General features: G+C 64.9%; 11 protein-coding genes. 5 read left to right on the top strand and 6 right to left on the bottom strand.

Annotation, left to right across the window (positions count from 1 at the left end):
- Positions 1-37 precede the first annotated feature (37 nt).
- The 3 genes from X268_RS15325 to X268_RS15315 all read left to right on the top strand — a co-directional run bounded on the left by X268_RS15325 (position 38) and on the right by X268_RS15315 (position 3,782).
- Positions 38-1,816 carry a NirA family protein gene (locus X268_RS15325; RefSeq protein WP_128925724.1) on the top strand — a complete coding sequence of 593 codons (1,779 nt, stop codon included), beginning with the start codon at positions 38-40 and terminating at the stop codon, positions 1,814-1,816.
- Complete coding sequence (locus tag X268_RS15320; protein WP_128925723.1) at positions 1,813-3,426, top strand: sulfite reductase subunit alpha; 1,614 nt, start codon at positions 1,813-1,815, stop codon at positions 3,424-3,426. The genes X268_RS15325 and X268_RS15320 overlap by 4 nt, the downstream gene beginning before the upstream one ends.
- 203 nt (positions 3,427-3,629) lie before the next feature.
- A complete protein-coding gene (locus X268_RS15315) occupies positions 3,630-3,782 on the top strand; it encodes a hypothetical protein (RefSeq protein ID WP_164937751.1) in 153 nt (50 codons plus the stop codon).
- Between the two features lie 108 nt (positions 3,783-3,890).
- On the opposite strand, the gene X268_RS15310 is transcribed toward X268_RS15315, so the two are convergent.
- From X268_RS15310 to pxpB, 3 genes are read right to left on the bottom strand one after another with little or no spacing between them, the layout of a single operon-like run.
- Complete coding sequence (locus X268_RS15310; RefSeq protein WP_128925721.1) at positions 3,891-4,658, bottom strand: LamB/YcsF family protein; 768 nt, start codon at positions 4,656-4,658, stop codon at positions 3,891-3,893.
- 32 nt (positions 4,659-4,690) lie between these two features.
- Positions 4,691-5,728, bottom strand: a complete 1,038-nt coding sequence (locus X268_RS15305; RefSeq protein ID WP_128925720.1) for a 5-oxoprolinase subunit C family protein — start codon at positions 5,726-5,728, stop codon at positions 4,691-4,693.
- A complete protein-coding gene (pxpB, locus tag X268_RS15300; RefSeq protein WP_128925719.1) occupies positions 5,725-6,456 on the bottom strand; it encodes a 5-oxoprolinase subunit PxpB in 732 nt (243 codons plus the stop codon). The genes X268_RS15305 and pxpB overlap by 4 nt, the downstream gene beginning before the upstream one ends.
- A gap of 248 nt (positions 6,457-6,704) precedes the next feature.
- On the opposite strand from pxpB, the gene X268_RS15295 reads away from it, so the two are divergent.
- Both X268_RS15295 and X268_RS15290 read left to right on the top strand, forming a co-directional pair.
- Positions 6,705-7,403, top strand: coding sequence for a ribonuclease activity regulator RraA (locus X268_RS15295; protein WP_128925718.1), 699 nt, complete (start codon positions 6,705-6,707; stop codon positions 7,401-7,403).
- A gap of 23 nt (positions 7,404-7,426) precedes the next feature.
- Positions 7,427-7,831 (top strand): (R)-mandelonitrile lyase, encoded by a 405-nt coding sequence (locus tag X268_RS15290; RefSeq protein ID WP_128925717.1) that lies wholly within the window; start codon positions 7,427-7,429, stop codon positions 7,829-7,831.
- A 133-nt stretch (positions 7,832-7,964) separates the two neighbouring features.
- On the opposite strand, the gene X268_RS15285 is transcribed toward X268_RS15290, so the two are convergent.
- From X268_RS15285 to X268_RS15275, 3 genes are all read right to left on the bottom strand, one after another.
- Positions 7,965-9,050 (bottom strand): hypothetical protein, encoded by a 1,086-nt coding sequence (locus X268_RS15285; protein WP_128925716.1) that lies wholly within the window; start codon positions 9,048-9,050, stop codon positions 7,965-7,967.
- Between the two features lie 170 nt (positions 9,051-9,220).
- Complete coding sequence (locus X268_RS15280) at positions 9,221-10,795, bottom strand: CHAT domain-containing protein (protein WP_128925715.1); 1,575 nt, start codon at positions 10,793-10,795, stop codon at positions 9,221-9,223.
- Complete coding sequence (locus X268_RS15275) at positions 10,792-13,641, bottom strand: PAS domain-containing protein (protein WP_164937750.1); 2,850 nt, start codon at positions 13,639-13,641, stop codon at positions 10,792-10,794. Before X268_RS15275 ends, X268_RS15280 begins: the two co-directional genes overlap by 4 nt.
- Positions 13,642-13,741: the final 100 nt, after the last annotated feature.

Here is a 13,741-nt window from a genome sequence, read left to right as displayed (position 1 = left end):
GCCACCCCCCGTGGCCGCAGGAGCTTCGTTACCGACCATGAAAATCGATACGGTCTCAGTCGACTTTACCGACGAGCAGAAACGCTATCTCGAAGGCTTCACGACCGGCCTGCAAATCAGCCGCGTCGGTCGCGGCCTTGGCAGCGGCGGCAAGGCCAATGCCGAGCCTGTTGGTCCCGATGCCGTGCACATCAAGGCGCAGGACAAAGTGATCGCGTCGGGCAAGAAGCTCGCCGACCAGGAGAAGTTCAAGCGCGACGAGCATCCCTTCGATGCCTATCCGCGACTGCGCCAGCAGGCGCGTGACAACGCCCCGCCGAGCCCGGCGGACAATTTCCGCTGGCGCTATTACGGCATCTTCTACGTCGCACCGACGCAGGACTCCTATATGTGCCGCCTGCGGATTCCGAACGGCATCATGAAGCACTGGCAGCTGTCCGGTCTTGCCGATCTCGCCGACGAGCTGTGCGGCCCCTACAGCCACGTCACGACCCGTGCCAATCTCCAGCTGCGCGAGATCCCGCCGAAGCATGCGGTGAAGCTGATCGAGGGCATCCAGGATCTCGGCCTGTGCTCGCGCGGCTCCGGCGCCGACAACATCCGCAACGTCACGGGAACGCCGACGGCCGGCATCGATCCGCAGGAAATCATCGACACGCGGCCGCACGCGCGCGAATGGCACTACCACATCCTCAACGACCGCTCGCTCTACGGCCTGCCGCGCAAGTTCAACGTCGCCTTCGACGGCGCCGGCAGGATCGCCGTGCTCGAGGAGACCAACGACATCGCGTTCACGGCCTATGAGGTGAAGGAGGGGTTCGGGGTCGAGCCCGGGGTCTGGTTCCGCCTCGGCCTCGGCGGCATCACTGGCCACAAGGACTTTGCAAAATACTCCGGCATCATCGTCAGGCCGGAGCAGGCGACTGCCGTTGCCGACGCCATTGTGCGGGTCTTCATCGACCATGGCGACCGCACCAACCGCAACAAGGCGCGGCTGAAATACGTGCTCGATGCCATGGGCCATGACGGCTTCCTCAAGCTGGTCGAGGAACGGTTGAAGACGCCGTTCACGCGGGTGCCGGAGGAGGCGTTTCTCCCGCGGCCCGCGGCTGACCGCATGGCTCATGTCGGCGTGCACAAGCAGAAGCAGGACGGCCTCAACTGGATCGGCGTGTCGTTGACGCTCGGCAAGCTCAGCTGCGACCAGATGCGGGGCCTTGCCAAGGTTTCGCGCGACCTCGGCGACGGCGAGATCCGTCTCACGGTCTGGCAGAACCTGCTGATCTCAGGAGTGCGCGACGAGAACGTCGAGCTCGCCATCGCCGCCATCAAGCAGATCGGGCTCGCGGTCGAGGCCTCGCACATCCGCGCCGGCCTGATCGCCTGCACCGGCAATGCCGGCTGCCGCTTTGCGGCGGCCAATACCAAGCGCCACGCTGCGGAGATCGGCGACTGGTGCGAGCCGCGCGTTGCGATGGACAAGCCGGTCAACATCCACGTCACCGGCTGCCATCATTCCTGCGCGCAGCACTACATCAGCGACATTGGCCTGATCGGCGCGCGTGTGCCTGTGGGCGAGGAGGACACGGTCGAGGGCTATCACCTCTTCACCGGCGGCGGGTTCGGTCCCGATGCCGATGTCGGGCAGGAGGTCTATCACGATCTCAAGGCCGAGGACGCGCCGAAGGCGGTCGAAAAACTGCTGAAGGCCTATATCGCCCATCGCTCGTCGCCCGACGAAACCTTCCTCTCCTTTGCGCGCCGCCACGACGGCGAAGCGCTGCGCAAGCTTGCAGATGCCGAGGTGTCCTCATGAACCAGATCACCCCTCCGCCCAGGCTCGACATCATTCCTGCCAGCGCACCGTTCTCCGATGCGCAGCGCTCCTGGCTGAACGGCTTCTTTGCCGGGCTGCTGTCGCCCGATGTCGCCGCGCCGCTATCGGCGGAGCAGGGCGCCGCCGTCATGCAAGGCGCCGCCGGCGACGGTGACGACGGCGAAGCCCCCTGGCATGACCAGACCATGCCGATCGCCGAGCGGATGAAGCTCGCCGAGGGGCGCCCGGTCCGCCGCAAGATGATGGCGGCGATGGCGCAGCAGGATTGCGGCCAGTGCGGCTACAATTGCCACGACTATTCGGAGGCGATCGCCAGCCGCACCGAAGCGCGGCTCAACCTCTGCATCCCCGGTGGCAAGGAAACCGCGCGGATGCTGAAGTCGCTCTATGAGGAGCTGGACAAGGCGGCGGCCGCCAAAGCGCCCGACAAGGCGGATGCGGTCGCCGCGCCCGCCGTGACGGTGACGATCGCAGAGCCGGGCCGCTCGCGCGACAATCCCGCCTTGGCGACCTTCCTGTCGCGCCGCCTCCTCAACAAGGGGAAGTCGGAGAAGGAGACCTATCACGTCGAGTTCGATCTCGCCGAGAGCAAGCTCGACTACGTGGTCGGTGACTCCTTCGGCGTGTTCGCGCGTAACGATGTCGGCCTCGTCGACCAGATCATCGCGCTGCTCGGCGCCTCCCACACCACTGAGGTCAACGGCAAGACGCTGCGCGAGGTGCTGATCGACGACGTCTCGCTGTCGCCGGCGCCGGACTCGCTGTTCGAGCTGATCTCCTTCATCACCGGCGGCGCGCAGCGCGAGAAGGCGCGGGCGCTGGCGCAGGGCGAGGATCCCGATGGCGATGCCGCCACCCTCGATGTGATGGCGGCGCTGCAGAAGTTTTCGGGCACGCGGCCGCATCCGGAAGCGTTCGTGGAGGCGCTGGAGCCGCTGCAGCCGCGGCTCTACTCGATCTCGTCCTCGCACAATGCGACGCCGGGGAAACTGTCGCTGACGGTCGATTCCGTGCGCTACGTGATCGGCAAGCGCAAGCGCGTCGGCGTCGCCTCGACCTTCCTCGGCGAGCGCATCAACGAGGGCGAGAAGCTCAAGGTCTACGTGCAGAAGGCGCACAATTTCGGCCTGCCGCAGGATCCGAAGACGCCGATCATCATGGTCGGCCCCGGTACCGGCATCGCGCCGTTCCGCGCCTTCCTGCTCGATCGCAAGGCCACCGGCGCGCCCGGCAAGAACTGGCTGTTCTTCGGCCACCAGCGCAGCGATTGCGATTTCTTCTACCAGGACGAACTCAATGCGATGAAGACCTCAGGCCAACTGACTCGGCTGTCGCTGGCCTGGTCGCGTGACGGCGAGAAGAAGTTTTACGTGCAGGACCGCATGCGCGAGGTCGGTCGCGAATTGTGGACCTGGCTCGCCGAGGGCGCACATTTCTACATCTGCGGCGATGCCAAGCGCATGGCCAAGGACGTCGAGCGCGCGCTGGTCGATATCGTCGCGCAGTTCGGCGCCCGTTCGACGGACGAGGCCGTCAGCTTTGTCGCCGAGCTCAAGAAGACCGGCCGCTTCCAGGCCGACGTCTATTGAAGATTGTCACTCCACTGTCATCCGAGCCGGTTCCAACTGGCTCGGATTTGAACGAATAAGATTCTCGGAACCCGCCCTTGCGAAGAATTTGAACCTGCGATCGGGGCTCGAAAGAGAACCCCCATCGCTATTTGCTCCACCATCTTGCCTCCCGCCCTGGTTGATCCCTCATAATCCTGCAAATGGGGCGTTGGAGATCGACCATGCGCGAACTATCGGCGGAAGCCAGGCTGCACTTCTACGCGCGCTCGCTCTCGCGGCAGACCCGGGCGAGCATGCATCATTTCGCTCTCTACAGCGCGTTTGCGGTCATCGCGGCGATCGTGTTCGGCACGCTGTCGGTGCACCCGTTCTGAATCGTCGTTCCGGGGCGGCAAAGCCGAACTCTGGTGCGCAATTGCGCACCTGAGAACCTCGAGATTCCGGGTCTGATGCTTCGCATCATCCCGGAATGACGACAAACCTCACCCCCGCTTGAACGGCGCGACCTCGATCCCTGCGTCCTTCAACGCCTGACGCAAGGTCCGCGCGATCTCGACGGCCCCCTGCGTGTCGCCATGGATGCACACCGTATCCGTGCGCATCTTGATGACCTTGCCGGTCACCGAGACCACCGCGCCGTCCTGCACCATGCGCACCACGCGGTCGGCGATCGCCTTGGCATCGTGCAGCACCGCACCGGGCTTCTTGCGTGAGACGAGGTTGCCGTCGTCCTCATAGGCGCGGTCGGCGAACACCTCGTGCACCATCGGCAGGTTGGCCTCCTCGCCGGCCTTGACCAATTTGGAATTGGCGAGCACGACGAAGATGAGGCTGGGATCGACCGCCTTGATGCCGGCGGCGATGGCCTTCGCCGTCATGTCGTCCTCGCAGGCGACGTTGGAGAGCGCGCCATGCGCCTTCACATGCGTGACCTTGTGGCCGGCGGCCGTCGCAATCGCCTGCAGCGCGCCGATCTGGTAGGCGACGAGGTTCTCGATCTCGGAGGCCTTCAGCCCCGCGATCGGATGCCGGCCGAAGCCGTGCAGGTCGCGATAGCCGGGATGGGCGCCGACCGAGACGCCGCGCGCCTTCGCCAGCTCGACGGTCCGGCGCATGATGTCGGGGTCGCCGGCATGGAAGCCGCAGGCGACGTTGACCGAGCTGGCCAGCTCGATCATCGCGGCATCGTTGCCCATCTCCCACGCGCCGAAACCTTCGCCGAGGTCACAGTTCAGATCGATCGTCTTCATGGGTGCTCTCCGCCTCTGGTCTTGTTGTCGCCTCAAGGCTCCGCTGTGACCTGCCAGGTGCCGGCATCGACCGCGTTCACCGCATGGCCGGCAACGTTGGCATCGCTGAGGGCCTCGATGTTCAGTGCGACGGTGTCGGAGGACCGCAGGCGATCGGGCAGGCTGCGGATCGCTTGCGCGAACTTCCTCGCCTCGTCCTGCGCCTCGGCCATGCTGACCGCCTTGAAGCGAAATGCCGTTCCCGCCGAGGTCTGCGCCAGGCGCCCGACATCGGCCGTGATCACGGTTGCGATCTTCGGATAGCCGCCGGAAGTGCCGCGGTCCATCATCAGCGCGATCGGCGCGCCGTTGCCCGGCACCTGGATGCTGCCGTTGACGGTGCCGTCGGAGACGATGTTGTGGCCGTAGAGATGCTTGATGGCGGGGCCTTGGAGCCGGTAGCCCATGCGGTCGGAGGTCGCCGAGATCTTCCACTCGCTGTTCAGGAACAGCGCCTTATTGGCGTCGTCGAACTCGTCGTCCTGTGGTCCCAGCAGGACCCGGATGGGGCCGCTCACGGGCTTTGGCAATTCGATCCGCATCTCGGGCGCGCCGCTCGCGGCATCGACGCTGAATTCGTCTCCGGCCTGGAGCGGGCGCGGGTAGGGGCTGCCGAGACCAGCGCGCGCATTCACCGCGAGACTGCCGAACACCAGCTCGCCCGTGATGCCGCCCTCGATCGCGAGATAGGTGAAGGCGCCGCCGCGGGCGAAGCCCAGCGTCAGCGTCTCGCCGTCCTTGAGCGTGACCGAACTGTCCATGGCGACCGGGCTTCCGGCGACGTCCGCGTTGCGCGGCGCGCCCGAAATCGCCACCCGCACGGCGCCGTCACGGGCGGTGAAGGCGGCACCGAACGGCCCGATCTCGACGGCGGCTGCGAGCGGCGCGTTGCCGACCAGCGTGTTCGCCGCGGCCAGTGACAGGCGGTCCATCGCACCGCTCACCGTCAGGCCATAGCGCTGCGCGCCGTGGCGGCCGCCGTCCTGGACGGAGCTTGCCGGGCCGATACTGGCGACGACGAGCCGGCTCATGCGGCCACCTGCTCGGCGACGAGTTCGCCGGCTTCCGCAGCGCGGTCCAGCTCCTCGAAGGTCTTGTGGTCGATGGCGAAAAACGTCACGCGATCACCGGGCTCGGTCAGGAAGGTCGGATTGCGGTGGAGCTGATAGGTCCGCACCGGCGTGCGGCCGAGCAGATGCCAGCCGCTGGGGGCGGCCAGGCACTGGATCCCGGCCTGGACCCCGCCGATCGAGATCGTGCCGGCGGGCGTCAGCAGCCGCGGATTCTGCCGGCGCGACATGTGCAGGGATTTGTCGAGGCCGCTGAGATACGACCAGCCCGGCGTGAAGCCGATCATCGCAACCTTGTAGTCGCCGCCCGCATGGCGGGCGATGATGTCGTCCGGCGTGGTGTTGAGCGCCTTGGCGACATCCTCGAGGTCGATGCCGTGCTCGCCGCCATAGGCGACCGGAATGCGCCAGCGGCGCGCCTTTGTCACCGGCGGCGGCGGCTGGATCGCGATCGGCAGCAGCTTTTCGCCGAGTGCATCGAAGCCGATCTTGCCGGGGTCGTAATGCACCAGCAGCGAGCGATAGGTCGGCACGGTCTCGGTGATGCCGTCGATCGGGCTTGCGACAAGCGCCTTGTCGAGCGCCAGCACGCGCTGGTTGGCGTCGTCGTCGATAGTGCGGCTGAACTCGACCGTGACGGCGCTGTCGCCACTGGGCAGAAGGCGGGGCGGGGGAAGCGTCGCGGCCATGAGCTGTCGAAATCGGGCTTCTCAGGAATGCGCGGGCTCGACCTTGAGTTCCGCTGTTCTCCCTGCTTCGCGTAAATGCGCCCGCAAGTCCAATAAATTAATGCAAGGGGACGCGATAAAGCCTTGTTATCGCATCGCATAACAGCCCGGCGGACCTGCATTATTGCTGGCCTTTTGCCCTTGACGCAAGGGCTGCGGCTCGCAAGATGCGCGCGTTCTTTCCCGCACCTCGGAGCTCGTTCTCGTCCATGTCGCTGTCCCCCGAAGCCCGCAAGACCCTCGCCGGCATCACCACCGCCACCATCACCACGGTCCTGCTGAAGAAGGGCCTGCGCAATGTGTGGATGCGCGGCGCGCGGCCGCTACGCCCCGGGCTGCCGCGCCTGGTCGGACCGGCCTTCACGCTGCGCTTCGTGCCGGCGCGTGAGGATCTGGCGACGCCGGAATCCTGGTCCTCGCCGATCTCGACCCGCACCGCGATCGAGGCGATGCCGGAAGGCTGCATCGCCGTGGTCGATGCCATGGGCATCACCGATGCTGGCATCTTCGGCGACATTCTCTGCGCCCGCATGGTGAAGCGCGGCGTCACCGCGCTCGTCACCGACGGCGTCGTCCGCGACGTCGAGGGCGTGCTCGGCACCAACCTTCCGGTGTGGTGCGACGGCTATGCCGCGCCGCCCTCGGTCGCGGGCCTGACCTTCGTCGGCTGGGGCGAACCGATCGGCTGCGGTGGCGTCGCGGTGTTCCCGAACGACATCGTGGTCGCCGATCAGGACGGCTGCGTTTTGATCCCGCAGGCGATGCTCGACCACGTGCTGGCCGAGGGCGTCGAGCAGGAGCGCATGGAAGCCTGGATCGTGGGCGAGGTGAACAACGGCGCCGCGCTGCCGGGCCTCTATCCCATGAACGCCGAAACCAAGGCGCGCTACGCCGCCAGCAAGAAGTAACGGACAAGGAAACGAGGTACCGCATGGATATCACGCTCGCCGGCACGCGGCCGACCCGCCGCGCGCCGAAGGAACACTTCACCGGCACCGTGTTGCAGGATCCCATCAACATGGCCCCGGCACCTGCGCGGCTGAACGTCTCGCGCGTCGCATTCGAGCCGGGTGCGCGCACCAACTGGCACCACCATCCGCTCGGCCAGACGCTCTACGTGATCTCAGGCGTCGGCCGCGTTCAGACCAAGGGTGGACCGGTCCAGGAAATCCGTCCCGGCGACACCGTCTGGATTCCGCCGGGTGAAGTGCACTGGCACGGCGCATCGCCAACCAACGCCATGTGCCACATCGCCATGCAGGAAGCGCTCGACGGCAACTACTCGACCTGGCTGGAGCCGGTGACGGACGCGGAGTACGGCGCGCCGCTCGGCTAAGGCTGTCATGTCCCGGACAAGACGCATCGCCGGTGGCGATGCGTCGCCGAGCCGGGACACGGCGACTTACATCGTCTCCGCCGTCCAGGTGCCCGTGCACAGCGGGCCTCGCCACGCGCCGGAGCCGGTGCCATCACCTTGTTGCCGCGGCGCGATCGATCACGCGCGCCAGCGCGACGGCGGAGTCGGAGTCGGCCAGAGCGGCTTTGCCGACCGTTGTTCGCAGTGCGAAGGCCTCTGACGCGAACAGCTTGTCGGGATCCTCCGGGGCGCCCTTGATGAGCAGGCGGATTTGCATGCCCTTCAGGACCTCGGTCACGCCCGGCTTGATGATCGTCTTGTCGTTGGGGTCAGGCAGAAGTGCCTTCTCCCAGCCGCGGTGAGCGTTTCTCGGGGTCACGCGCTCCACCAGCTTGTCGTAGCTGGTCTGGTAGGCGCCGATCGCCACCAGACGATCGTTTTCGGCAAGCTCGGGCGAGGTGATCACCTCGGCGCGCAGCGTCAACATCTGTTCGTCCGCTTGCTCCAACTCCCGCTTCATGATGCTGCTTGCGACACCCTGCCAGTGTCGATGAAATCCGAGTTGCGTGAGAGGATTGATCGTGTCCGGCCCGTCGGGCAGCAGGCTGGCCGTGAACTCGATGGCAAGGAGGCAATAGTCCAGTCCCGACACGCGCTGGCCGTCCAGCAGCAATCGGTCGTCGGTCACCACCAGCCGCTTGGCCGCCGTTTCCTCGAGGTCGGAACCCGCGACCAGCAGATAGCCGCTGCGGCCAAGCGCGTTGCCGTCGGCATAGGAGAACAGGGGCGTGACGATGTTGAGTCCGAACAGGCCGGCGACCCGGTCGTAGATCTTTTCAGCCACACGCAGCCCGTCGGAGACACCCGGCGCGAGCCCGGTCTGCGTGGTCAGGTCGGCGGCCAATTGCAGGACCTGCTGGGCGACGTCGTGAAACGGAAGACGGAAGAGCCCGACGAACAGAGACAGATTGTCCTGCTTCATCGGCGCGCGCCGGACCGCGTAGATATTCTTGAAATCGACATAACCTGGCGCGGCACCGGCTCCCTTCAGCTGAGCGGCGATCTCGTCATTGCTCAAGATCGTGGGCCGGCGCTGCCGCCCGTCGCCGAAACTGAACTCGGTGAGCACGACGCCGAGCGGGAGGAACGAGCTGAAGAACTTGCCGCCCTCGCGCAAACCCATCTCGACCATGCGCACGCCGAAATAGCTCGCTTCGGGCACGAAGGCCTGTCCCGCCGTCGCTGCATTGCTACCGGTCGAAGCGACGTAGCCGACATAAGGGCGCCGCAGCTCGCGGCTCGCCCCGTGCTCGACGACGTTCTTGAGTGTGGCCCAGACTGTCATGACGTTCGTCCACTACGAGCTGCTCACTGGCAGCGAGCCGCCCAATCGGTCGACTGCGCCAGCAGGATCGGCGACAGCCAGATCGGGCTTTCGTCGTCGTATTTCAGGCTTTCCCAGGATGCGCGACACGCTTTGCGGAACGCCAGGCACACGGACCGCGTCTTGTAGAGTTCGTCATAGAACTCCCTGGCGAACTGCGGCGCGCGTTCGTCCTCGACATTCCATCGGAAGCCCAAAGCATAGGGAATCCCATTCATCACCAGTTGCTGAACGCAGCCCTTGGAGATGCCGCGGCAGGCCGAGAGGTAAACCAGCGTGGTCGCTGACAGGCCGTCCGATGCCGCAACCCTGTCGAGCTTCAGGCCGACGGCCTGCTCCGGTTGCATTCCGGGCAGGACGAGGGTCGCGGTTTTCTGGCCGTCGCTCCAGGCGTGCCCGGCGTAGTGGAGGATGGTCGGCCGAAACGCGTCGAGCTGCTTCAGCAGATAGGGGGCGGCCTCGCCCGGAGGAGCGTCCGACAGGTTGACGATCCTCAGATCGAAATGGCCTTGGGCGCCGAGCGTCTTCACGTGATCCAGCTCGATATCGATATTGCCGAGCTTGTCGAACTTCTTGCCGTCGCAGATCGCGCTGTCGAGCTTCAGGTCGGGATGTTCGCCGATCTGAGAGCGAACGAACATCATTTTCGCGCCCGGTCTGATCCGCGCCCGCTCACTGGTCCTTCCACGGACGAAGGACGGAATGCGCCGGACAATCGGCGCATAGAGCAGCACGAACGGCCCATTTTCCTCCGAGAGATAACGCACGCTCGCCTCGAAGGGCACCGAGTAGAAGCCGGCATCGCTGATGACGAACCGGAACGACAGTCCCACAAGTCCGCCCGCGGACTTCTCGATCTGCGAGAACAGATGTTCGCCGATGGCCTTGACGACGAAGCTCTTGAACAGGCGTGTTCCGACATCCCGGGTCTGGCCGAGCCAGTTGGTCGGCGGCATCTCATCGCGTGCATAGGTTTGAGCGGCGGACTTGAGGTCATCGAGATCGCTGATGGTGTTCCAGCGAAGCATCGGCGAGCCGTCTTCACCCGTTCCGAGCCGGCATTCCACCTTGGCGCTGTGGATCTCGATCTCGATCACGCGGAACGCGCCGGGAATGGCGTCCGTCTCGTCGGGACGGCCGGTGAGCGTCGCAATGAACGGGCGCAAGATCCGATGCCGGTGCAACTGCAGCGTATCCATCGGCAGGATCAACGCATTGCCGACTGCTCTGCAATCCTCGTCGAGGTCCACGCAGGTCCCCAACGAAGGGGCCATGACCAGCACGGAGGTGTGCGGATCCTGCGCCAGCACGGTGTTGAGAACGCGCTTCGCGCCATACGTCGTGCGTGAGTCGTAGGCGGTGTTCGGGTCGGTCGGCAACCGGGCATCGAGCACGAGCAATTCGGTTTCATTCGCGACGAGCCACTCGCTCGTCTGGTCCGGGGTCGTCAGAGGCTTGTCATACAAGTCCTCCACGGTCACTCCCGCCGCGAGCAGATGTGCCCGCAGCGTTTCGAACATGCTTGGCTCGGCGGTGGCGATAGCAATCCTTGCTGTCATGTTGGTGCCTCCTGCGCGCACAATGGCAGGTCGAACTCGAAGCCCGCGCCGTCCAAATCGGCCAGAGTGCCGTCGTGCTGCTCGGCAGTCTTGCGTATCGCCTCGACCGCGACGCTGGCCATCTGTCGGGCCCGGTGCTGGCTCTGCTCGATTGGGTCCGCCGCCGCAGCCAGCGTGTCGGCGATCGTCGCGGGCAAGCGCATGGACACCGAGAAGTGATGCGGCGGCCGTTCCGCGATGGTCACGGTCAGCTTGTCGCTCGGCGTAATGCGCAACAACAGCAGGGAGCTGAGGGCGGAACGAAACGCAAAGCTCAACCGCTTCGTCCAACCGTTGACCAGCAAGGGGCGGCGGGTCGCAATCTCGTCGACGATGTGGATCGCGTCGCGATCTTCGACCGGAAGGCCCTCGATCTCGTGATAGAGCACATCCAACACGTCAAATTGCTCGGGCGCCTCCTGCGGAGCTTGCTGCACGGTCAGACGGTCGGACAGACGCTCGAACGTGAGATCGGCCCTGAGCAGGTGATTGGCGGCCTGCTCGAGCAGATCGGCGCAATTTCTCATGAGGTCCGGGTTGCTCAAGAGCGATGCGGCGCCGCGCAGCAGGCCGTCGGCCATCAGCAGCGGGGCGCGCGTCTCGCGCGCGACCGCCGTGACGGTCTCCTCCAGATAGCCCCAGTCGCTCTCCCGACTTTGATCGGCAAGGCTGGTGAACAGCCAGAGCTGATGACCATAGTCGTCGTTTAGCGGCTCGCGATTTGCCAGAACAGCCAGTTCGGTGCGCGGTGCATCGCCGATCGACAAATGGAGGCGAAGACGGTGCTGAATCCCGGATTCCGACAGTTGTCTCGAATCCTCGTCCCGGGCACCAAATGACGAGAGCTTCTTGTCGCGCGTCTGGCCGAAGATGCTCATGGCTGCACCGTTCATGTGGCAGATCGACCCCACGGCGTCGACGATGACGGCCGCCTGCTCGATCCTGTTCATGAGCGCGTGCTCGATCGCTTCGTGCCAGCGAGCCGCAAAGATCTGTTCGCAATCGGCGGCGAGGCCACTTGCCGCGTCGCGATCGGGTCCACGGAACGCGTTCAGCTCCGATGATTCCATGTCCAGGATCAGTTCGATCTTGCCGTTCACGAACAGGGGCACAGTCATGGCCGATCGTTGATCGGGTGCGGTCTTGATGAAGCCGTAATTGCTCTCGGCATCGCTGATGTCGGGAACGACGAGGATATCCCGCGCGGCCAGGCAGCTGCCGAGCATGCCGCTGGACAGCTCCTGGGTGTATTCGGCCTTGCGGTCGGCTGCTTTCACAAGCAGGTTGCGGTCGTTCTTGACGTGTTCGGCGACGAGGACGAACTTGCCGCGCAGACGATCGACCCGGAACACGCCGACATATTCCCAGCCCAGGCATTTCGTGGCGCCCGTGGCGAGCAGCTCGGCGATGGCGCGTGCACTCGGAGCCTTGTTCAGATCATCCTTGAGTTTGCGCAAGGCGCGCGCCTGAGCCTGTTCCATCGCGGCGTTTGCGGCCTGCAATATCTCCTCGACGCCGAGATTTTGCAGTGTGCGCAAATCCGAAGCCGTGTATTTCTGCGTGCGGGACAGCAGAGCCAGCGAGCTTCCAAACTGGCCTCCCGCCTTGCGGATCGGCAATACGAGCATCGACTCGAACTTGTCGGCGATGATGGCCTTGCTTACCGGGTTGTCCTTTTCCTCGGGATTGCGGCTTTCGACGAATGCGGCCAGATTGTTGTCCCACGTCTTGCCCTGCTCGAGCCACTCGATCACAACCGGCGGCACCGTGAACCAACGCGTGCTCCACTCCCAGTCGGGTCTTGGAAAGATCGTGAGCGCACGCCAATAGTCGTTGAGATCGTTGTAAACCCCGAACATGCTCATTTCGAACGGGATGACCTTGCCGATCGCCTGAAGCGTTGCTTCGATGATCTCTTGCGGATCGTCGTGCTCGACGAGAATCGTCTTGAGCTCCTGGCGCGCGCGATCTTCTGCAAGAGGGGCGAACAGCACCAACAGCCCCGCCGAGCTGTTCGTTGCTTCCATGTAGGGCGTTCCGCTCACCCTTGCCAGAATGGAGCGCCTGTCTTTTGGGCGCAGCCGGACGAAGCTCGAGAACCCCGTTTGCCTGGTGGTCCATTCGGCGAACAGGTTCGTCGTTCCCTCGTCGTCGGGGCCGAATACCTCGGAGAGCGGCATCTCCTTGAGCTCTGATTCCGAGAATCCCAGAACCTGCACCGCGCGCTCGTTCGCGAACCGGATCTTGCCGGTCAGGTCGGTTCGGAGCACACCATCCTGCAGGGCATCGAGGCGGCTCTGCTCGGCGCTCTGGTCGAGAAGCAGTGCATAATTGCCGGGCTTGCCATCTTCGTCGCGCAGCGGGCCAATCTCGACCCTGACCTGACGAACCGTTTCGTTGGTCTGGATGTCTGCGCGCAAGCTCGTGTTGTGATTTGCCCGGAGGGCCATCCACACATCGGCCGCACGGGATCCGAACAGACCGGAGAAGGGAGCGCCGCGGCTGCCGGGAATAAGCTTGTCGAATGCCGCGTTCGAATAGACGATGCGGCCATCATGCGCCAGTTCGACGAAGGGGATCTCGCTGTAATGCGCGGCTTCATCGAGCGCGTCATACCGATCCGACAGGACGCTCAGCACGGTGTTTTGCGATTGCAGGATCTTGCCGACCGTCTTGGCGTCGAAGCCGAATTCCGAAACGAGCACCCGCGCTTGCTCTGTGACCAGCGGCTGCAGCGCGGTCGTCAGGCTTGTCTGCCGGCTTCGGAGTGCGCCGATGACATGGCGCCGTATGCGTTCTTCCGACATCAGCGAGCCGGGGCCCCAGTCACCTGAGACTAGCGATGGCGTCGCACGGAGTTCCTCCATAACAACCTCGCTCGCTTACGCAACGACCGGCGCCGAAAGG

Source organism: Bradyrhizobium guangxiense (assembly GCF_004114915.1).
GTDB lineage: Bacteria > Pseudomonadota > Alphaproteobacteria > Rhizobiales > Xanthobacteraceae > Bradyrhizobium > Bradyrhizobium guangxiense.
The sequence above is the reverse complement of the archived record's forward strand: the minus strand, read 5'-3'. Positions and strand labels throughout refer to the sequence as shown.

Excerpts from the sequence above, each read along its gene's own strand:
- X268_RS15305 (WP_128925720.1), bottom strand. The coding sequence starts at position 5,728 with ATGAGCCGGCTCGTCGTCGCCAGTATCGGCCCGGCAAGCTCCGTCCAG.
- X268_RS15280 (WP_128925715.1), bottom strand. The coding sequence starts at position 10,795 with ATGACAGCAAGGATTGCTATCGCCACCGCCGAGCCAAGCATGTTCGAA.
- X268_RS15320 (WP_128925723.1), top strand. The coding sequence starts at position 1,813 with ATGAACCAGATCACCCCTCCGCCCAGGCTCGACATCATTCCTGCCAGC.
- X268_RS15275 (WP_164937750.1), bottom strand. The coding sequence starts at position 13,641 with ATGTCGGAAGAACGCATACGGCGCCATGTCATCGGCGCACTCCGAAGC.
- X268_RS15310 (WP_128925721.1), bottom strand. The coding sequence starts at position 4,658 with ATGAAGACGATCGATCTGAACTGTGACCTCGGCGAAGGTTTCGGCGCG.
- X268_RS15295 (WP_128925718.1), top strand. The coding sequence starts at position 6,705 with ATGTCGCTGTCCCCCGAAGCCCGCAAGACCCTCGCCGGCATCACCACC.
- X268_RS15325 (WP_128925724.1), top strand. The coding sequence starts at position 38 with ATGAAAATCGATACGGTCTCAGTCGACTTTACCGACGAGCAGAAACGC.
- X268_RS15315 (WP_164937751.1), top strand. The coding sequence starts at position 3,630 with ATGCGCGAACTATCGGCGGAAGCCAGGCTGCACTTCTACGCGCGCTCG.
- X268_RS15290 (WP_128925717.1), top strand. The coding sequence starts at position 7,427 with ATGGATATCACGCTCGCCGGCACGCGGCCGACCCGCCGCGCGCCGAAG.
- pxpB (WP_128925719.1), bottom strand. The coding sequence starts at position 6,456 with ATGGCCGCGACGCTTCCCCCGCCCCGCCTTCTGCCCAGTGGCGACAGC.